Raw genomic sequence first — 19,298 nt, forward strand, 5'->3', positions numbered from 1 at the left:
GGTGCTGGTGAGTGCGGTGGCGGCGGGTGCGGTGGTGGTGGTGGGTGATCCGCCCTGGCTGGCCGCTGTGAGGTTGGTGGTGGGGCTCACGGACGAGGTGCCGGAAGAGGCTGACGACGACGTGCTGGACGGGCTGGGGGCGGAATCCACAGATGGCATGGCGATGGGATTCGCCGATGGTGTGGTGGTCGGATTTGCCGATGGTGTGGTGGTGGGGGCTGGCTGTTGCACCGGGTTTGGGATTGCCGTTGGGTCTGTGGACTTGACTGTCGGGAAGCCTGTGGACGGGGCTGTGGACAAAGTTGCTTCGGCGATGGTTCCGGGGTTCTGACCAGGGCCTGAGGTTCGGGCGGCGGGGCCTCCCGACGGGTGGCGCGGGGGCCAGTCGAACTGTGGCAGGGCGGGTGGCTGTGGGTGGCCCTGGTGTGGGGAACGGCTGCCGGCCGGCAGGCCGCGGTTGCCGCTGATTCGAGGGCGCGGGTCGGGGAAGAGGCGGGGACGGCTGTCGGCGAGGCTTCGGGGGCGGTGGGCGCCACCGTGACGGGAGCCCGGGAAGAAGCCGTACGGCGAGCCCGGGAAAGAACCCAACGACGGACCCGGAAGAAGGTTGGACGGCGTTCCTGGGAAAAAGCCGGACGAAGAGCCGGGAGGAAGGTCGGACGCCGAACCCGGAAGAAGGTCGGGCGACGAGCCGGGAAGACGGCCGGACGACGAACCCGGAAGAAGGCCGGACGCCGAGCCGGGAAGACGGCCGGACGACGAACCCGGAAGAAGGCCGGACGCCGAGCCGGGAAGACTGTCGGACGACGAACCCGGAAGGAGGCCGGATGGCGAGCCGGGAAGACGGCCGGATGGCGAGGCGGGGAGGAAGGCGGCCACCAGGCCCGTGGAGGAGCCGGGGGCGAAGCCCGGGAAACCGGCCCCGGCGGCGGGCATCGAGCCGGGGCGAGGTAAGGGCGCGCCGATGGCGTGCATGAGTTCGGGGACCTGGCTGGGCTCGACGATGTAGACGACGTCGCGGCGGCGGCCGGGACGGGACAGGACGGCGATGCCGGCCAGTAGCAGCAGGGTGCCGAGCGTGAGCAGTCCCCAGGTTGCGGCGCCCAGCCAGCCGGGCCACAGGCGGGCCACGGTGTCCAGCCGGACCATCGGGGTCGCGGCCGGATTCATCACCACCAGGCTGTACGGGCGGTCACCCAACGTCTCGGGGCTGACGCCGAGTTCGCCGGCGCCTCGGGCGGTCCAGATGTCCTGGCCGTCGGGGATCGGAGGGCGGAGGCTGCCGGCCTGCCGGACGGTGGTCACCGGGAGGGTTCCGGTGCCGATGTCCACGGCGTTCACCCGGCTGTACGGCACCCCGGCCAGGTAGCGGGCCACCCGGTCGCTGGGTGCGATGCCGAGGAAGGCCCGGCCGTCGACGGTGACCGCGGACAGGTGCAGGCGGCTGCCGGTGAAGCGGGCGAACGGGGCGTCGTCGCGCAGGAGCCGGTCGATGTCGGGGATGACCACCGCGTACCCGGGGACTGCCAGCCGCTGTAGTTCGCCGGTGAAGGCGCCCCCGGGGTCGCGGTGCTGCATGGCCGCCCACAGTCCGCCGCCGGTGAGCAGCGCGGGCAGGCCGGTGGTCAGTAGCAGCGTGCCGAGGATCGTGCGGAACACCCGCATGTTTCTCTCCCCCTTCCCGGGCCGTACTGCGCCGACCATACAGACGCAAATAACCCCAAAGTGGTCAAACGAGGACGCACGTCCCCGGATGGAGGAGAAACTGGAGGATCAGGAGATCTTGGCGGTCATGGTGAGGGTTTCCTGATCGATGTCGCTGGTACGAGCGGTGAACTTGAGCGTCCACTCCCCCGCGAACGGCAGCTGGATGTCCCCGATGGCGTGGAAGTCGGTGATCCTCAGCAGCGGGATCTCGATGTTCTCCAGGCCCTTGTCGGGCAGCGAGGCGGTGGCCTTCCACTCGACGACGGGCAGCGGCTTGCTGTCGGGTGTGTAGGCGTACAGATGGATGGAATTGTTGCCGACCGTGGCCGGGAAGACGCTGACCTGGAGGGACATGCTCTTGCCCGCCAGGGTCTCCTCGACGTTGGTGCTGACCGGGCCGGTCTCGGCGACCTGGGCGGTGCGCGGCGGCGGCTCCTGCACCAGCACCGACGTGATCCCGAGGACGACCGCGGTGATCGCCAGCTCGGCCAGCACCACCCGGCGCAGCGGGCCGGGGGTCTCGGCGGCGGCCCGTTTCCGGACCAGGTGGCGGGAGAAGGCGGCGACACCGATCACCACGGCGGCCAGGCCGACCTTGGCCAGGATCATCCGCCCGTACGTGCTGTTGATCAGTCCGTCGAACGTCGACACCTCGATCAGCGCCTGCACGGTGCCGGCGAAGATCAACACACCGACCGCGGTCATCGCCCAGCGTGACCAGATCGGCAGGATCGCGCCGAGTTCGCGGGCGCTGGCCCGGGGCAGCAGGAAGCCGAAGAGCATCACCAGACCGCCCACCCAGACCGCGGCGGCGGCCAGGTGCAGGGCGTCGATCACCACCGAGACCCCGGCCACCGGCGAGGCGGTCGGGTGGCCGGTCAACGGCCAGGTGGCCAGAGCCGCGACGCCGAGGACGCCGAGGAGCGCCAGGTCGAGTTTCGAGTCGGCGCCGCCGTTGCCGATCAGCAGGGGCCGGAGCAGGAAGGCGGCGGCCACGATCACGCCGAGCCGGACCAGCATGACCGCGCCGAAGGTGCTGCCGAGCACGTCCCGGATGTCACTGGGAGTGACGTCGAACAGGCCGGTGCCGAGGGTGTACGGCGCCTGCAGCCACAACCCGAGCAGGGTGCTGCCGGCCACCAGCCCGATGCCGGTCCAGACCAGCCGGCCGGGGCCGCGGCGTTCCAGCCGGTGCGGCCAGAGCAGCGCCAGGACCAGGACCGGGCCGACCAGCAGGACCAGTCCGGCGTACCCCAGGTATTTGGCGATCGGGATCATCGCCTTGACCACCGGGTCGACAGCGGCTTCGGCGACGCCGTCCGCCGTGGGCGGGGTGCTGGCGGCACCGACCGAGAAGGTGACGACGCCCGCGACCGGGTGGCTGTCGGCCGAGGTCACCCGGTAGCTGACCAGGTAGGTTCCCCGGCCGCCGCCGGTGCGCAGCGGGATCGTCACCTCGGCGCCGCTGACCGACGGGTCGCCCTGGTCCACCCGGGAGCCGTCCGGCGCGAGCACCTGGATCTTGCCGGAGATCAGCTGCACCGACTCGCTGAACGAGAGGGTGATCCGGTTGGGGGCGTCCGGGACGATCGAGTTGTTGGCCGGATCACTGGCCACCAGGGCGGCGTGCGCACTGGCCGGCGCCGCGGCCAGCAGCGGTCCGAACAACCCGAACAGTAGTCCCACCAGCACGATTAGTGCCCGGCGTCGGTCCACGGTCTTGAACGGCATCCCTGCATGGTTCCAGATGATTACCCGAAGCTCCTGAGCGCGTACCATGACGCCTTGTGACGGCTGGTGAAGCGGAGACCGACGAGACCACCTCGCTGGCGCTGGCCGCCCGCGACGGTGACCCGGTGGCGCAGGCCGCGTTCGTGCGGGCCACCCAGGCCGAGGTGTGGCGGTTCACCGCCGCCCTGGTCGACCCGGGTGTGGCCGACGACCTGACCCAGGAGACTTTCCTGCGGGCGTTCCGGGCCCTGGACACGTTCGCCGGGCGGTCCAGCGTGCGCACCTGGCTGCTCGGCATCGCCCGCCGCACGTGCGCGGACCATCTGCGGTCGGTGGTGCGCCGCCGGCGGCTCGACGCCCGGCTCGCCGCGCAGGCCGCCACCGAGCTGCCGGTGCCCGACCCGGCGCACCGGCTGACCAGCGCCGACCTGTTGAACCGGCTGAGCGACGAGCGCCGGACGGCGTTCCTGCTGACCCAGGTGCTCGGCCTGTCGTACGCGGAGGCCGCCGAGGTCGAGTCCGTCCCGGTCGGCACGATCCGCTCCCGGGTCGCCCGGGCCCGCGACGAGTTGATCACCGCGGTGGCGCAAGCCCGGGCAAGCTAGCCCCGAGATCAGGCGCAAGCCCGGGCAAGCTAGCTCCGAGATCAGGCGCGAGCCGGGGCAAGCCAGGGCAAGTCAGCCCTGAGATCAGGGTCACCTGGGGACAATGACGGGGAACCGGAGCACCGGGACCGTCGACTAACCGGGCGTGACCATGGAAACCGCATGGCCGTGGCTGCGTACCGTGGCCCGGCTCAGCCTCGCGGCCGTCTGGCTGGTCGCCGGCGCTCTGAAGGCCGGTGATCTGGCGGAGTCGGCGCGGGCCGTCAACGCGTACCAGCTGATGTCGTACGACACGGCGAAGGTGGTCGGCGCGGTCCAGCCGTTCCTGGAGATCGGTCTCGGGCTGCTCCTGCTGGTCGGGCTGTCGACCCGGCTGACCGCGGTGATCTCCGCCGTGCTCCTGGTCGTCTTCGTCGCCGGCATCGCCTCGGCGTGGGCGCGGGGGCTGCGGATCGACTGCGGCTGTTTCAGCTCCGGGGGCACCCTGGCCGCCGGCCGGGACACCGCGTACGGCCTCGACATCGCCCGCGATCTGGCGTTCCTGGCACTCTCCGGCCTGCTCGTAAGGCGCCCGAGCACCCGGTTCTCACTGGACGGCCTGCTGATGGGGGAACGATGAGCAGTAAGAACGCGAAACGGATCATCGCTGACCAGAAGGCTCGCGAGCGCCGCCGCACCATCACCCTCTGGACCTCGGTCGGCGTGGTGCTGGTGCTGTTCATCGCCGGGATGATCGGTTACTCCCGGCTGGCCGGCACGGACACCGGGCCGGTCACCACCCCGGCCGCGGCGGTCGACGACGGCACCGCGTTCGCGACCGGCACCGGCACGGTCGTGGTCGACGTGTACGAGGACTTCATGTGCCCGGCGTGCGGCAGTTTCGAGGCGGCCACCGCGCCGACGCTGAAGGAGCTGGCCGCGTCCGACAAGATCACCCTGCGGATCCACCCGGTGGCGATCCTGGACCGGTTCTCCAACAACACCGAGTACTCGACCCGGGCCGCCGGGGCGTCCGCGGCCGCCGCCGAGGCGGGTAGGTTCACCGAGTTCCACGACGTGCTCTACGCCAACCGGCCGGCGGAGAACTCGGACGGCCTGACTGACGCCAGGATGATCGAGCTGGCCGCGTCGGTGGGTCTGACCAGCGAGACTTTCGTGTCGGCCGTCAACCAGGGAATCTACAAGTCGTGGGCGACCAAGGCGACCGAGACGTTCTCCGGGCGGGGATACACCAGCACTCCGACGATCGTGATCGACGGCACGGTGCTGACCGGGCCGGACGACACCGTGCCCACCACCGAGCTGGTCACCTCGACCATCGAGAAAGCGGCCGGGTGACGCGGCTGCTCCTCTGGTTCCTGGCGGTGGCCGGCGCGGTGATCGGGCCGGCCACGCCCGCGCTCGCGCACGCCGGTGACACCACCGCGGTCAGCCACTACCGGGTCACCGTCACCGGGTTGAGCAGCCCGCTCGCCGGGCTGTCGGTCCGGGTGGTCGAGGGCGGGGCGCGACTCGAACTGAGCAACACCAGCGGTCGTACGATCGAGGTGCTCGGTTACTCCGGTGAGCCCTATCTCGAGGTGCGACCCGACGGCACCTGGGAGAACGTTCACTCTCCGGCGACGTACGTCAATCAGACCCTGGGTGGTGGGACCGCGATCCCGCCGGCCGCGAATCCGACCTCGGCCCCGGCCTGGCGCCGCATCTCCGGCGACACCACGGTGCGCTGGCACGATCAGCGCACCCAGTGGACCGAGTCGGCCTGGACCGGTGACCGGGAGCAGCGCCTGCGCGAGTGGGCGGTGCCGTTGCGCGACCAGGTGCGCACCTTCGACATCCAGGGCGCGATCGACTACGTGCCGCCGCCGCGGGCCTGGGCGTGGTGGGCCGGTTCGGCGCTGCTGGGCCTGGCCGTCACCCTGGCGGCGATGCGGTGGCCGAGGTCGGCGGGCCCGGTCGCGGCCGTCGCGGGTCTGACCACTGTGGCGTACGTGGTGGCCGGAGCACTGGACGGTGGGGGCTGGGCCGGGGTGCCGATCGTGGCCGCGCTGCTCGCCTGCGGGGCGGCCTGGCGGTCGCCGCCGTTCTATCTGACGCTCGCCGGTTTTGTGCTCGCCGCGTTCGCCGGGTTCGGCAGCGCCGACGTCTTCTTCGCCGCGGTGGTCCCGTCGGCGGGCCCGGGCTGGTTCGCGCGGTTGGCGGTGGCGATGGCGATCGGTGTCGGCGCGGGTCTGGCTCTCACCGGTGTACTGCGCTTGCGGGCCGCGGTGCCGGCGCATCCCCAGCCGATTTCCTGAGCATTTTCGCCTTTCCACTCTGGACGATTCCAGAATTGCGCCGCGTGAATCCGAATCACATTCAGGAAAGATGTTCACGTTCGCTCGACAAAGCGGACAGCAGGGCAGATTAACCACCCCCTGACCAGCACAGAGTCACACCCCCAACGCGCTTGCGGCATCACCTATCCCCCTAATGCAAGGGGAGCGATTCCCCTAACTTCGGGGCCGCGAATCGGATAAACCGGTCAGTCGATGGAGAACAAGACACCCCTCGGCTAGCCAACGAAACGGCCGTTGCATATGGTTCCGATTGCGCAGGCATTCCCACTCATTCAACGCGGCTAATTATTGCCGTCAATGAGTTATGCCCTCGCGCTCACCCTCACCCCATTTTCGGACGGAGTCTGATGAGACGTACCCGGTCGATCCGTTCGAAGATCATCGCGCTGGTGTCCGTCCCCGTGGCGGCCATGGTGGCGCTGTGGATCTTCGCCACCATCGTCACCGTCGGTCCCGCCTACCGCCTGCTGTCGACGCAGTCCCTGGTCGAGAGCCTCAGCGCGCCGGGCTGGAACCTCCTGCTGCAGACGCAGAAGGAGCGACGGCTCAGCATCGAGTTCCTGGCCGACCGGGACTCCGGCACGACGGCGCTCGCCGCCCAGCGGGTCTCCACCGATCAGGCCGTGGCCCTGTGGCAGGCGAACGTGGCCAAGGACGAGATCCAGCGCCAGGCCAGCGACACCTTCCGGCCCCTGCTGAACGACGTGGTCACCGCCACCGAGGGCCTCGCCGGCATCCGGGCCCGGATCGACGCGCGGCAGGTGGATCCCGCCGAGGCACGGGAGTACTTCACCGCGATCCCGGACGGCGTCATCCACGCCTTCAACCAGGCCGCGGCCTTCGGTGACGAGGCGACCGACAACGAGATCCGGGCCCTGGTCCTGGTCGGCCGGGGACACGAGCAACTCAGCCGGGCCGACGCCGTGCTCGTGGAGGCCTTCGCCACCGGCGAGCTGAGCGTCACCAACCGGGTCGCGGTCTTCGAGGCCCTCAGCGCCTCCCGGGTCCTGCTCCGGCAGGCCGCCACCGAACTGTCCGCGCCGAGCACCACCGAGTTCACCACCACCCGCAACGGCACGGCGATGCAGAACCTGGAAGCGGCCGAGGACACTCTGCTGCGCAGCGCCCGCGCCGGGCAGCCGGTGCCGATCACCGAGGCGTCGTGGCGTTCCACCTTCGAGGCGGGCGCCGACGCGCTCTTCGCCTTCCAGGCCGCGCCGGCCGGCCGGCTCGGCGAGATGGCCCGGCCGAAGGCCGTCACCCTGCTCAGCCAGCTCGCCGGGGCCGGTGTGGTCGGGCTGCTCGCCGTCATCGTGTCGATCGTCGTCTCGGTCCGGATCGGCCGCTCGATCGTCGACCGGCTCGCCCGGCTCCGGGACGAGGCACTGGAGATGGCCACCAACCGGCTGCCCAAGGTCGTCCACCGGCTCCGGCACAGCGAGAGCGTCGACGTGGCCGTCGAGGCGCCCCAGCTGGCGCTCGGCACGGACGAGGTCGGTCAGGTGGGCGAGGCCTTCAACGAGGTCCGGCGCACCGCGATCCAGTCCGCGATCGAGGAGGCGACCGTCCGCCGCGGCCTCAACGAGGTCTTCCTGAACATCGCCCGGCGCAGCCAGATGCTGCTGCACCGGCAGCTCTCCCTGCTGGACAAGATGGAACGCCGGCAGGCCGAGCCGCAGGAGCTGGAGGACCTCTACCGGGTCGACCACCTCGCCACCCGTATGCGCCGGCACGCCGAGGACCTGGTCATCCTGGCCGGCGCGGCGCCCGGCCGGGGCTGGCGCAACCCGATCACGGTGATCGACGTCGTCCGCGGCTCGATCAGTGAGGTCGAGGACTACCAGCGGATCGACGTCGCCTCGGTGGAGAACGCGCAGATCGTCGGCCGGGCCGTCGCGGACGTCGTCCACCTGCTGGCCGAGCTGTTCGAGAACGCCGCCTCCTACTCGCCGCCCACCACCCGGGTCGCGGTGACCGGCCAGGTGCTGCCCAACGGCTACGCCATCGAGATCGAGGACCGCGGCCTGGGCATGTCGCCGGAAGCCGTCGACGCGGCCAACCGCAAGCTGATCGAGCCGCCGGAGTTCGACCCGGCCGAGAGCGCCCGCCTGGGCCTGTTCGTGGTCGCCAAGCTGGCGCACCGGCAGGGCATCCGGGTGTCGCTGCGGCCCAGCGTGTACGGCGGCATCACCGCGATCGTGCTGCTCCCGGCCGACCTGATGGCCGACGGCACGGAGAGCGGCCCGGTCACCTCGGCGCTGGCCCCGGAACGGCTCGACATGCCGCCCCGGGAGATCCCGGCTGACAGCCGGCCGGCGCCCACCCGGAGCACCGTCATGGACGACCTCAACGCCGACGGCCTGACCCAGCGCCGCCGGGGAGCGCCGCCCTCGAACGGCCCGCTCGAGGCGCCGGTGCACCTGCCGCCCAACCTGGACTCGCCTGTCGCGTTCCGGGCGCCGGGCCCGGAGGGGCTGCCACCGAACATCTACCTGGACGGCGTCCTGCGTCCGGTCGAGCTGGGCAACCTGCACCCGCCGCGGCGGACCGCCGAGAACACCCCGCAGCCGTTGTCCGACGAGACCCTGCTGCCCCGCCGGGTCCGTCAGAACAACCTGTCACCCCACCTGCGCGAACCCGCCAGGAACCCGGCGGAGCCGCCGAAGCCCCGGTCCGCCGAGACCACCCGCAGCATCATGAGCTCGCTCCAGCAGGGCAGCAACCAGGGCCGGCGCGACGCCGTGACACCACCGCACGGCCCGCACAACGGTTCGCACAACGGCACGCAGCAGTACCGATAGTCGGAAGAGGACGCTTACAGTGGCACAGAACCAGAGCGCCAACATCACCTGGCTCCTCGACGACCTCGTCGAGCGGCTCCCGGAAGCGCGGCAAGCGGTGGTGCTCTCCGCCGACGGGCTCCTGCTGGGCAGCAACGAGCGGATGCGCCGTGAGGACGCCGAGCACCTGTCGGCGATCGCGGCCGGCTTCCAGAGCCTCGCCAAGGGCGCCAGCCGGCACCTCGACTCCGGGGCGGTCCGCCAGACCGTGGTCGAGATGGAGGACGCCTTCCTGCTGGTGACCGCGGCCGGGTCCGGGGCCTGTCTGGCGGTCGTCGCCAGCACCTCCGCGGACCTGGGCCTGATCGCGTACGAGATGGCCCTGCTGATCACCCGGGTCGGCCAGAACCTGGAGGCGCCGAGTCGCTTCCCCGGCTCCCATGCCGCCTGAATTCCGGGCCCGGCACAACTGGCTGGACAACGAGGCCGGCCCGCTGATCCGGCCGTACGCGCTGACCCAGGGCCGGGTCGCACCCCAGGGCTGCGAGTTCGACATGGTCGCCTTCGTGGTGGCCACGCCGGCCCGCCGCGACGGCGGGATGCCGCTGCAGCCCGAGCACCACGCCATCATCGAGGCGACCTGGGAACCCACCGCGGTCGTCGAACTGGCGGCGAAACTCGACCTCGCGGTCGACGTGGTCCGGGTGCTGCTCGGTGACCTGCGCCGGGCGGGACTGATCGCCCTCTACGAGCCGCCCGCGGCCTACATGCCCCACAACATCGATGTCCTCAAGGCGGTAGTCAATGGCCTCCGTGCGCTCTGACCAGGACGGGAACCAGAAGCGGATCCCGATCGCTCTCAAGATCCTCGTCGCCGGCGGCTTCGGCGCCGGCAAGACCACCATGGTCAGCTCGGTCAGCGAGATCAAGCCGCTGCAGACCGAGGAACGCCTCACCGGTGCGAACCACACGGACAGCACCGAGGGTGTGGAGGCCAAGACCACCACCACCGTCACCATGGACTTCGGCCGCATCACCATCTCCGAAGACCTACAGCTCTACCTTTTCGGTACGCCCGGGCAGGACCGGTTCTGGTTCCTGTGGGACGAGCTGGCGCACGGTGCCCTGGGCGCCGTGGTGCTGGCCGACACCCGCCGGCTGGCCGACTGTTTCCCCTCCATCGACTACTTCGAGCAGCGCGGGACGCCGTTCATCGTCGCGGTGAACTGCTTCGACGACAGGCGCTTCGGGATCGACGCGATCAGCCGGGCTCTCGACCTGTCACCGGAGGTCCCCATCGTCGAGTTCGACGCCCGGATGGCGCTCGCCGCCCGCGACGTGCTCATCGAACTCGTCGAATACGTGGCCCGTCGTCAGATGGCCACCGCCTGACTTTATTGGGGGGAGTCCGGCTCCACCGCGTTCCTGCGTGCGCGGTGGGGCCGGACTATTGACACTGGGGTGTCAGACGCCCGCGATGTCGTCCACCTTCACGTGCACGGCCAGCACGTTCAGGCCGTAGCCGGTCAGCGCCTCGGTGACCTTCACCTGGACCTCGGCGGTCACCTCGGCGACCACCCGGCCGGCCTCCAGCACCAGGACCACGGTGACCGTGACGTCGTTGCCCGCGACCGTGGCCGAGACGCCGCGGCTGCCGTCGCCGACCGAGTCCAGGCCCACCCGGTCCAGCACGGTGTTGAAGAACCGGGCCACGTCGCCACCCAGCTCGGCCACGCCGGGGACGGCCTTCGCCGCCGCGACGGTGATCTTCTCGACCACCTCGGCGGAGACCGTCGTCGTACTGGTGGGGGTGGTGCCTGTGGGGACGGTGCCGTCCACGGCCTCGCTCATCGTCGTATCTCCACTCTCGACGGGATTCGGTGCCGGGAGCGTACTCAAGGCTGGTACTCGATGCGTAGAACCCCTTGGTTTCCGTTCCGGGAAGGCATTTCGAACAGCTGAAATCGCCGCACGGAATGGGCCGGAAAACGGAATCCACGGGTGTCGATAATTGGCATTCCACATTGGGTGACGCATTGCTAACGTACGGTCATGGACCATTACGGCGACGAACTCACCCTCCGCCTCTCCGGCATCGCCGACATCCGGCACCTCGACGACGACGCCGCACTGCACCGCTTCATGCGCGGCCTCGTCGACCGCATCGGCATGACGGTCATCGCCGGTCCGCTCGTCGCCACCGAGGCCGGGCCGCCGGAGAAGGCCGGGAAATCGGCTGTCGTCATCCTCGCCGAATCACACGCGGCCATCCACACCTATCCGCACCTGCGTGAGATCTTCGTCAACATCTTCTCCTGCAAACCGTTCCGCGAAGAAGACGTGCTCGACGAATTCCACCGGCTGGTCGGCGACTACCGGATCACCGAGCACACCTTCACCAGACGGGGCGAGGAATGGCCGCGCGACCTCACCGCGGCCCGCCACCTGTGGAGCACTCAACGGGTTCCCGGCTGATCCGCACTATCGTCGGTCCCATGACTGAAAACGTGCGTCTCAGCGCCGGCGACGCCGCGCCCGACTTCTCCCTCACCACCGACACCGGCGACACCCTCGCCCTGAAGGATCTCCGCGGGCGCAAGGTCGTGCTGTACGCCTACCCGGCCGCCATGACGCCCGGCTGCACCACGCAGGCCTGCGACTTCCGTGACAACCTCGCCTCGCTGAAGGCCGCCGGTTACGAGGTCGTCGGCATCTCCCCCGACAAGCCGGCGAAACTCGCCAAGTTCCGGGAGAACGACGCCATCACCTTCCCGCTGGTCAGCGATGAGGACAAGAGCGTGCTGACCGCGTACGGCGCCTTCGGCGAGAAGCAGCTGTACGGCAAGACCGTCACCGGGGTGATCCGCTCCACCTTCGTCATCGACGAGAACGGCGTGATCGAGCGCGCCCTCTACAACGTCAAGGCCACCGGCCACGTCGCGAAACTCCGCCGCGACCTCGGCCTGGACTGACCCCCGCCGCACCCCGTCTCGCCCCGGTCCCACTCCGGGCTGAACCACGGCGAGGTCGCGGCCGCACCGCCGGTTGAAAAGTCTGGCGGAAAGCCACAAGTCCGGGCCGCTCCGGCCGATGAGGAGATCAACCACCACATCCCGGAAGCACAACCCGGACTCACGGCGGCCGTCATGCGGTACCAACCCGCAAGGCGGCCGCCGTGCTCGTCGACTCCGACCACGGAAGCCGGAGCCCGCGGGATCCGGCTCGACCGGAAATGATCAGGCGAAGGCGACGCCGTTGCGGGCGTTCACCTCGCGGACCTGGGACGGCAGGGTGAACAGGTCGATCAGCAGGCCGATGCCGAGGATGCCCAGGGTGAAGAGGTAGAGCAGGCCGCGGCCGGTCTTGCCCAGGTAGAACTGGTGGATGCCGAGCCCGCCGAGGAAGAACCAGAGCAGGTAGGCGATCGGGGTCTGCTTGGGCGCCATATGTGAGTCTCCTGGAGACGTGATGATCAATGTGGAGGCGTGAGCGTAATCGATCAAGCGTTCTAGGGCGACCCCGCCTGTGGCAGTGTTGAGGGCATGCGGATCAGCGGGCTCCACACGTACCCGGTCAAGGGTTGTCACCGCCTTGACCACGACGAATCCCGCGTCGAACCCTGGGGTCTGGCCCACGACCGGCGGTGGATGATCGTGGACGCCGACGGCGTCGGGATCACCCAGCGCGACACGCCCCGGCTGACCCGGCTGACCGCCCGGCCCCGGCTCGGCGGGCTGTGGCTCAGCGCGGCCGGTCTGCCCGATCTTGATCAGGACGAGCCGGTCGACGGCGCCAAGATCCAGGTCCGGGTCTTCCGCAGCAAGCAACCGGTCCCGGCCCGGGTCGCGGACACCGGGTGGATCTCGGAGTTCCTCGGCCGGGACGCCCGGCTGGCCTGGCAGGCCGACCCCACCACCCGCACCGTCGCGTCCTTCGCCGAGCCCGGCGACCGGGTCAGCTTCGCCGACGGGTACCCGGTGCTGCTGGCCAGCACCGCCTCGCTGAGCTCGGTCAACGACTGGCTCGCCGAGGACGGCGACGACCCGGTCCCGATGCACCGTTTCCGCCCCAATCTGGTGCTCGACGGCGCGCCGTCCTGGGCCGAGGACGACTGGCTCGGGCAGCGCCTGCGGATCGGCGACACCACCTACCGGGTGGCCAAGCCGTGCGACCGATGCCGGGTCACCACCATCGACCAGGAGACCGGCGAGACCGGGCGGCAGCCGCTGCGGGTCCTCAGTCGCTACCGGCGTTTCGACAAGGGGCTGCTGTTCGCGGTCAACCTGATTCCCGACCTGACGGCCGGACAGATCGGGCACGTTCGGGTGGGCGACCCGGTGGCGCTTCTCGACTAGCCTCCGAGGGCGTGCCGGTTGCCAGACAACGCGCCCTGTGGGCTCTCGCCATGGTCGTCGCGGCCGTCCAGGTCTGGGCCGGGCTGCACCTGACCTCCGGCGCCAGCCTCGCCGACCTGCGGGTCTATCTGGGCTCGCTGGAGACGCTGCACGCCGGCGGCGCCCTCTACGACTACGCGGCGCCCGGGACCGGGGCCCCGTTCACGTACCCACCGTTCGCCGCCCTGGTCTTCGCGCCGCTGCCGCTGCTCCCGTTCGTCGTGGTCGCCACCCTGTGGACGGCCGGCACGCTGGCCGCCGTCGCCGGGATCGCGCGCCTGGTCCGGCCGGCCGGTGCGGCCTTCGTCGCTCTCGCGCTGGTCGCGTCGGCGCCGGTCTCGAGCAATCTGCGGTACGGGCAGATCAGCGTCTTCCTGGTGCTCCTGGTCCTGGCCGACGCCCTGCGGGTGGTGCCGGAGCGGTACCGGGGGATCGCCACCGGTGTCGCCGGGGCCATCAAACTCACGCCGCTGATCTTCGTGCCGTACTACTGGTTCTCCGGCCAGCGGCGTACCGCGATCACCTCGGTGGTGTCCTTCGTCACCGCCACCGCGCTGGCCTGGATCGTGCTGCCCGCCGAGTCCACCCGGTTCTGGTTCACCACGCTCTTCAACGTCAACCGGGTCGGCAACATCAGCACCGGCGGCAACCAGTCCCTGAACGGGGTACTCCTCCGGTGGGACATCGACGACCACATCCGTACCCCGGTCGTGGCCCTGATCGGCGCCGTCGTCGTGATCCTCGCGCTCTGGCGGGCCACCCGCGCCCACCGGGCCGGTGACGATCTGACCGCCGCCGTCCTTGTCGGCGCGGCCGGTCTGGTGTTCTCGCCGGTCTCCTGGACGCATCACCAGATCTGGCTCGTGCTCGCCGCGTTCCTCGTCGTCAGCCGCCGGACCGGCGTCAATGTCCTCTGGACCGTCCTGGCCCTGGCGATCATGATCGTGCCGGTGCTGCGGATCGCCGAGGTCCTCTCCGACGAAGTGATCACCGGCAATGCCCGGGTCTGGCTCGCCGTCGCCGTCGCCGCGCTGATCCCCTTCCGCCATGTGAGCGCTCCCATGACACCGTCACCACTGCGGGTGACGGCGCCTTAGGAGAGTCTTAGGAGAGTTGCCGACCTGCCGTCCCGGCGAGCAGGATGCCTGGTCGTGAGTGCTCATCGAAGGAAATTCAGCGTCCGGTGGCTGGCCGCGGGCGGTGCCGCCGCATTCGCCGGCATCCTCGGCATCGCCATGCTCCTGACGAACACCGGGTCCGCCTGCGCCGCACCCCCGAGCACCACGGCCAAATCCGGAAAGGCGACCTTCTACGACCTTGCCGGTACGTCCGGAAACTGCTCGTTCGAGACCCCGGCCGACGACCTCTACGTGGCGCTCGGGCCGTCCGAGTACTCCGAGGGCGCCGCCTGTGGCGCGTACCTCGACGTCACCGGCCCCAAGGGCAAGGTGCGGGTCAAGGTCTTCGACAAGTGCCCGGAGTGCCCGGCCGGCCACATCGACCTGAGCCGGACCGCGTTCAAGAAGATCGGCGCCGAGATCGACGGCATCATCCCGATCAAGTACAAGCTGGTCAGCAACCCCGCCACCCCGGCCGGCATCTCGGTACGGATCAAGGAGGGCGCGTCCCAGTACTGGTTCGCCGCCCGCATCGACAACCACGCGAACCTGCTGTCGTCGGTGAAGGTCGCGAGCGGCAGTGGAAGCTTCAAGACCGCGAACCGTACCGACTTCAACTACTGGATCATCGACGCGGGCGCGGGGTCGGGGCCGTACAAGCTCAAGATCACTGATGTGTACGGCAACAGCACCACCGTCTCCGGCATCAAGATGTCGCCCGGCACCGTCCAGAAGACGTCCACCCGGATCACCGGTGGGTCCGGTTCGGTGACCGAGAAGACGACCTCCGCTCCGGCGGCCTCTCCCGCGAAGAAGACGGCGACGTCGGCTCCCGCGGCCAAGTCCTCGGCGACCCCGTCGGCCGTGGCCACCACCACGCCCCCGGCGGCTTCGGCTCCCGCCCCGGCGACCACCGGCTCGGCTGCCGATCCGGCCGCCGCTGCCGCCGGGCAGCCTCTGGTGGATCTGGCTGCCGCCGAGCAGCCGGCCAAGTCCTCCTGCTGACGTCCCCCTCAAGGGGATCCATCGACGTCCCCCTCATAGCGAACGGCCCGGCTCGTCTGAGCCGGGCCGTTCGTCATCGGGTGCGGAAGAAGGGACTTGAACCCTCACGCCCTCTCGGGCACGGGTACCTAAAACCCGCGCGTATGCCTGTTTCGCCACTTCCGCCCGGTTTGCCCATCAAGGCAAAGCGTTGTGAAGAGTGTAAAGGGTCGGAGGTATCGCCGCCGCCTCGCTCACCGTCGATCTGCCCGTTCCGGTGGCGGGCCCGCCTTTGCGGGGGATACGGCCAGCAGATCGGCCACCAGACGGGTGGCGTATCCCGGTTCCGGTGCGGGATCGGTGAACAGGATCCGGTAGACGATCGGCGCGACCACCCGGTCCAGAACGGTGTCGCGGTCCGGCACGTCGTCGCCCCGGGCCACGGCCCGGTCCAGCATCACCTGGATCTGATCGCCGCTGTACGTCGAACAAAGGCACCGCCGCGGGTTGTCCAGACCGCCGGCCAGCACATCGGCGATCATCCGGCGCCCGGGGCCGGACGCCATCTCCTCCAGGTACTGCACCGCCCAGGTGTCCAGCTCGGCCTCCAGCGACCCCAGGTCGGCGGGTGAGGTGTCGGGGCGCAGGCGCTCCACGGCGACGTCCGCGTACAGGTCGGGGAGCTGCCCCCAGCGCCGGTAGACGGTCGACGGGGTGACACCGGCCCGGGCGGCGATCAATGGGACGGTCAGCTCGTCGCGCTCACGCTCGGCGAGCAGCTCACGGACCGCGTCGTGCACGGCCTGCTGGACGCGGGCGCTGCGACCACCGGGGCGGACGCCGATCTGAGGACTCATGAGAACCATCTTAAAGCGAAGCCTTTGCGTTTAGCGTCTACGGGCCGTACCGTCACTAACGCAAACGCTGAGCTTTAAGGAGTTCCCGTGTCCGAGAAGCCGACCGCCGGGCTGGTCGTGCCCGCCGTGGCCGTCATGGTCTTCATCGCGGCCTCCACCGCGCCGACCCCGATCTATCCGCTCTACCAGTCCGCCTGGCACTTCCCGGCGCTGACCCTGACGGTGATCTTCGCGGTGTACTGCGTGGCCCTGCTGGCCGCCCTGCTCACCGTCGGCAGCCTGGCCGACCACATCGGACGCCGCCCGGTGCTGCTCGCCGCCATCGGGATCCAGATCCTCTCGCTGGCCGTTTTCGCCCTGGCCGACGGCGTTCCCGCACTGATCGCCGCCCGGATCCTGCAGGGTCTGGCCACCGGCACCGCGTCCGGCGCCCTGGCCGCCGCGATCATGGACGCCGACCAGCGGCGCGGCCCCCTGCTCAACGCGACCATGCCGATCGCCGGCACCGCCGCCGGCCCGCTCCTCGCCGCCCTGCTGGTGCAGTTCGCGCCGCAGCCGATGCGTACCACGTACGTCCTGCTGATCCTCGCCCTGGCGGGGTTGACCGTGGCCGTGGTGACCCTGCTGCCCGGCACGGAGACCCGGCGTCCCGGCGCGCTCGCCTCGCTGCGCCCCAGCGTGCACGTCCCGGCGCCGGCCCGCCGCGCGTTCCTGATCGCCGCGCCGATCACGGTGGCCGCGTGGGCGATGGGCGGCTTCTACCTGTCCCTGGGCCCGGCCATGACCAGGATGGTGACCGGCTCCGCCGCGACGCTCACGGCCGGCCTGGTCACCTTCCTGCTCCCGGCGTCCGCGCTGGCGGCGGTCCTGCTGATGCGCCGGGCGTCCGGCCGCACCCTGCTGATCACCGGAAGCGCCCTGATGTTCGCCGGCGCGACCCTGACCGTGCTGGCCGTGGCCGCCACCGTGACCACACTGTTCTTCCTGTCCGCCGCCCTGGCCGGAATGGGTTTCGGCACCGGCTTCCAGGGCGCCATCCGCACCGTCCTGCCGCTGGCGGCCCCCGGCGAACGGGCCGGCCTGGCCTCCGCCCTGTACGCGGTGACCTACCTGGCGATGGGCCTGCCGGCAGTGACAGCCGGAGCCTTCGTACTGACCGCGGGCCTGCCGGCCACCGCCGAGGTGTACGGCGCATCGGTGGCCGCCCTGGCCCTGGCAGCCCTGCTGGCCGCTCTGGCCGAAACCCGCAGCCGGATCCGCCCGGCGGTGCTGATCCCCTGAGCACAGGGGCCGGGTGCCCCGCCGTCACCTCGACGGCGTTCTCTCCCAGGACAACTTCGCGTGGCAGGGGCGGGCCAGGTCCACCCTCAACCGGTGGCATGGCGGTGCCGAGCCGGGCCGGAGAACCGCACGCACCTGGCGGTACTGTTCGGCGTCGGTCGCCGTCTGGCCGAGTACCAGCAGACGCATCGTCCTGTCTGCCGAGCAGGCCGAGCACCATGGACAGGTCGACGGCGATCTCCATGAGCGGCATCACTCCTCCGTTCCTTCCGCTCATAGTGAGCCCGGCCAGGCCCATGAGCTGTCGCGGCGACGACACGGAGCGGCCACGGCCGCCCAGGTTCGCCGCCCCGGGCAGATGGACCGGCTCTTGGTGACCGCGGACGAGTGGCAACGGCTGGTCGAGCTCTTCACCCCCTGGCCCAGGACCCCACCGGTGAGCCGACCGGCCCCCTGCGGGTGTCCGGCTGGGCCGGTGACGCGGCGACCGCCGCGTTCGCCCGTCTGGAATTCCTCGACGACGAGCTCGAGGCGGCGGCCTCCCGCGCACGGCTCGCAGCGAGCGACTAAAACCGACCTTCCCACTCGCGGCCGGGGTCGAATCCCTGGCTTCTGAAAGTTTTTATGCATAAGCTGGCGCTTGTGAATGACGGAAGCGTCAGGGTGGCGGGGCGGGTTGTCGACCTCTTTCAGGGGGCCCGGCTCACGCCCACTCAGCGGCGGATCGCGCAGACCCTGGTGGAGCATGCGGCGAAGGCTGCCTATCTGTCGGCGGGCGAGGTCGCCGAGCTGGCCGGGGTCAGTCAACCCTCGGTGACGCGGTTCGCGATGGCTCTGGGGCATGCCGGCTATCCGGCTCTGCGCCGGGAGCTGCGGGCGATGACCGAGGACGCGCCGGCCGAGCCGGCCGAACAGAACGCGATGCAGCGCGCGGTGCAGGGTGAGACGGAGCACCTGCGGCGGGTGGGGGAGCAACTTCACGAGCTTGCTGACGTACGCCGGGCAGCCTCGCTGTTGATCGCCAGCCGGCCGTTGCCGGTGCTGGGACTGCGCGCCGCCGCCCCACTGGCCGCCTATTTCGGGTATTTCGCCGCCAAGGTGTTCCCCGGTGTGCGGGTGCTGGACGGTGGTGGCACGAGTCTGCTGGACCGGCTCGATCAGGCCCGCGCGGACGGCGCCGGTGCGATGCTGGCGATCGTGCTCCCCCGTTATCCGCGTGAGTCGGTGGAGGCCGTCCGGGAGGCGAAGGCGGCCGGGCTGAGCGTGGTCGCGATCACCGATTCGGCGGTCGGCCCGGTGGCCGAGTTCGCCGACGTGACGCTGCCGGCCGCGGTGGGCACCCAGCTCGTCTTCGACCTGCACACCGGCCCGATGACGATGGCGATGGTGCTGCTCCAGGCGATGTGCGACGCGGCCCCGGAACCGGTGCAGCGCCGCCTGGAGGAGTTCGAGGCGACGTCCGCACGCCGAAACGTCTTTCTGGCCTAGGGGAGGAAAACACG

General features: G+C 70.4%; 21 protein-coding genes and 1 tRNA gene. 16 read left to right on the forward strand and 6 right to left on the reverse strand.

Annotated features, from left to right (window positions below; all coding sequences use genetic code 11):
* Together Aco03nite_RS20730 and Aco03nite_RS20735 are read right to left on the reverse strand one after the other, a co-directional pair.
* A partial coding sequence (locus Aco03nite_RS20730) for a hypothetical protein (protein ID WP_203797037.1) occupies positions 1 to 1,665 on the reverse strand: 1,665 nt, incomplete at its 3' end.
* A gap of 108 nt (positions 1,666 to 1,773) precedes the next feature.
* On the reverse strand, positions 1,774 to 3,438 hold the full coding sequence (locus Aco03nite_RS20735) for a copper resistance CopC/CopD family protein (RefSeq protein WP_203797038.1): 1,665 nt from the start codon (positions 3,436 to 3,438) through the stop codon (positions 1,774 to 1,776).
* A 56-nt stretch (positions 3,439 to 3,494) separates the two neighbouring features.
* On the opposite strand from Aco03nite_RS20735, the gene Aco03nite_RS20740 reads away from it, so the two are divergent.
* The 8 genes from Aco03nite_RS20740 to Aco03nite_RS20775 all read left to right on the forward strand — a co-directional run bounded on the left by Aco03nite_RS20740 (position 3,495) and on the right by Aco03nite_RS20775 (position 10,554).
* Complete coding sequence (locus Aco03nite_RS20740; protein WP_203797039.1) at positions 3,495 to 4,043, forward strand: sigma-70 family RNA polymerase sigma factor; 549 nt, start codon at positions 3,495 to 3,497, stop codon at positions 4,041 to 4,043.
* 151 nt (positions 4,044 to 4,194) lie between these two features.
* A complete protein-coding gene (locus Aco03nite_RS20745) occupies positions 4,195 to 4,662 on the forward strand; it encodes a MauE/DoxX family redox-associated membrane protein (protein WP_203797064.1) in 468 nt (155 codons plus the stop codon).
* Positions 4,659 to 5,381: a DsbA family protein gene (locus Aco03nite_RS20750; RefSeq protein WP_203797040.1), complete on the forward strand. Its 723-nt coding sequence runs from the start codon at positions 4,659 to 4,661 to the stop codon at positions 5,379 to 5,381. The genes Aco03nite_RS20745 and Aco03nite_RS20750 overlap by 4 nt, the downstream gene beginning before the upstream one ends.
* Entirely contained in the window at positions 5,378 to 6,340 is a 963-nt protein-coding gene (locus Aco03nite_RS20755; protein WP_203797041.1) for a hypothetical protein, read from the forward strand. The genes Aco03nite_RS20750 and Aco03nite_RS20755 overlap by 4 nt, the downstream gene beginning before the upstream one ends.
* 389 nt (positions 6,341 to 6,729) lie before the next feature.
* Positions 6,730 to 9,183, forward strand: coding sequence for a sensor histidine kinase (locus tag Aco03nite_RS20760; RefSeq protein WP_203797042.1), 2,454 nt, complete (start codon positions 6,730 to 6,732; stop codon positions 9,181 to 9,183).
* Positions 9,184 to 9,202: 19 nt separating this feature from the next.
* Complete coding sequence (locus Aco03nite_RS20765) at positions 9,203 to 9,613, forward strand: roadblock/LC7 domain-containing protein (protein WP_203797043.1); 411 nt, start codon at positions 9,203 to 9,205, stop codon at positions 9,611 to 9,613.
* Positions 9,603 to 9,986, forward strand: coding sequence for a DUF742 domain-containing protein (locus tag Aco03nite_RS20770; protein WP_203797044.1), 384 nt, complete (start codon positions 9,603 to 9,605; stop codon positions 9,984 to 9,986). The genes Aco03nite_RS20765 and Aco03nite_RS20770 overlap by 11 nt, the downstream gene beginning before the upstream one ends.
* Positions 9,967 to 10,554: a GTP-binding protein gene (locus tag Aco03nite_RS20775; protein ID WP_203797045.1), complete on the forward strand. Its 588-nt coding sequence runs from the start codon at positions 9,967 to 9,969 to the stop codon at positions 10,552 to 10,554. The genes Aco03nite_RS20770 and Aco03nite_RS20775 overlap by 20 nt, the downstream gene beginning before the upstream one ends.
* A 72-nt stretch (positions 10,555 to 10,626) precedes the next feature.
* On the opposite strand, the gene Aco03nite_RS20780 is transcribed toward Aco03nite_RS20775, so the two are convergent.
* Positions 10,627 to 11,013, reverse strand: coding sequence for an Asp23/Gls24 family envelope stress response protein (locus Aco03nite_RS20780; protein ID WP_203797046.1), 387 nt, complete (start codon positions 11,011 to 11,013; stop codon positions 10,627 to 10,629).
* Between the two features lie 201 nt (positions 11,014 to 11,214).
* On the opposite strand from Aco03nite_RS20780, the gene Aco03nite_RS20785 reads away from it, so the two are divergent.
* Positions 11,215 to 11,637, forward strand: coding sequence for an S-adenosylmethionine decarboxylase (locus Aco03nite_RS20785; protein ID WP_203797047.1), 423 nt, complete (start codon positions 11,215 to 11,217; stop codon positions 11,635 to 11,637).
* 20 nt (positions 11,638 to 11,657) lie between these two features.
* The gene (gene bcp / locus Aco03nite_RS20790) at positions 11,658 to 12,134 is read left to right on the forward strand and encodes a thioredoxin-dependent thiol peroxidase (RefSeq protein ID WP_203797048.1); all 477 of its coding nucleotides are present in this window, start codon (positions 11,658 to 11,660) and stop codon (positions 12,132 to 12,134) included.
* Between the two features lie 264 nt (positions 12,135 to 12,398).
* Here the strand turns inward: bcp and Aco03nite_RS20795 are convergent, their stop codons facing one another.
* The gene (locus tag Aco03nite_RS20795; RefSeq protein ID WP_203797049.1) at positions 12,399 to 12,608 is read right to left on the reverse strand and encodes a TM2 domain-containing protein; all 210 of its coding nucleotides are present in this window, start codon (positions 12,606 to 12,608) and stop codon (positions 12,399 to 12,401) included.
* A 96-nt stretch (positions 12,609 to 12,704) separates the two neighbouring features.
* Here Aco03nite_RS20795 and Aco03nite_RS20800 point away from each other — a divergent pair, with 96 nt between their 5' ends.
* The 3 genes from Aco03nite_RS20800 to Aco03nite_RS20810 are packed head-to-tail and all read left to right on the forward strand — an operon-like array spanning position 12,705 to position 15,679.
* Positions 12,705 to 13,517 (forward strand): MOSC domain-containing protein, encoded by an 813-nt coding sequence (locus Aco03nite_RS20800; RefSeq protein ID WP_203797050.1) that lies wholly within the window; start codon positions 12,705 to 12,707, stop codon positions 13,515 to 13,517.
* An 11-nt stretch (positions 13,518 to 13,528) separates the two neighbouring features.
* Positions 13,529 to 14,653, forward strand: coding sequence for a glycosyltransferase 87 family protein (locus Aco03nite_RS20805; protein ID WP_203797051.1), 1,125 nt, complete (start codon positions 13,529 to 13,531; stop codon positions 14,651 to 14,653).
* 54 nt (positions 14,654 to 14,707) lie between these two features.
* Positions 14,708 to 15,679: an expansin EXLX1 family cellulose-binding protein gene (locus tag Aco03nite_RS20810; RefSeq protein WP_203797052.1), complete on the forward strand. Its 972-nt coding sequence runs from the start codon at positions 14,708 to 14,710 to the stop codon at positions 15,677 to 15,679.
* Positions 15,680 to 15,760: 81 nt separating this feature from the next.
* Here the strand turns inward: Aco03nite_RS20810 and Aco03nite_RS20815 are convergent.
* Together Aco03nite_RS20815 and Aco03nite_RS20820 are read right to left on the reverse strand one after the other, a co-directional pair.
* Positions 15,761 to 15,844: transfer RNA gene (locus tag Aco03nite_RS20815), tRNA-Leu, on the reverse strand.
* A gap of 68 nt (positions 15,845 to 15,912) precedes the next feature.
* Positions 15,913 to 16,515 (reverse strand): TetR/AcrR family transcriptional regulator, encoded by a 603-nt coding sequence (locus tag Aco03nite_RS20820; protein WP_203797053.1) that lies wholly within the window; start codon positions 16,513 to 16,515, stop codon positions 15,913 to 15,915.
* An 87-nt stretch (positions 16,516 to 16,602) separates the two neighbouring features.
* Between Aco03nite_RS20820 and Aco03nite_RS20825 the strand changes: the two genes are divergently transcribed.
* The 3 genes from Aco03nite_RS20825 (at position 16,603) to Aco03nite_RS20835 (ending at position 19,284) form a co-directional block, all read left to right on the forward strand.
* Entirely contained in the window at positions 16,603 to 17,796 is a 1,194-nt protein-coding gene (locus Aco03nite_RS20825) for an MFS transporter (protein WP_203797054.1), read from the forward strand.
* 387 nt (positions 17,797 to 18,183) lie between these two features.
* Complete coding sequence (locus Aco03nite_RS20830) at positions 18,184 to 18,366, forward strand: hypothetical protein (RefSeq protein WP_203797055.1); 183 nt, start codon at positions 18,184 to 18,186, stop codon at positions 18,364 to 18,366.
* A gap of 72 nt (positions 18,367 to 18,438) precedes the next feature.
* On the forward strand, positions 18,439 to 19,284 hold the full coding sequence (locus Aco03nite_RS20835) for a MurR/RpiR family transcriptional regulator (RefSeq protein WP_203797056.1): 846 nt from the start codon (positions 18,439 to 18,441) through the stop codon (positions 19,282 to 19,284).
* Positions 19,285 to 19,298 lie beyond the last annotated feature (14 nt).

It is taken from the genome of Actinoplanes couchii, assembly GCF_016862075.1.
Classification (GTDB): domain Bacteria; phylum Actinomycetota; class Actinomycetes; order Mycobacteriales; family Micromonosporaceae; genus Actinoplanes; species Actinoplanes couchii.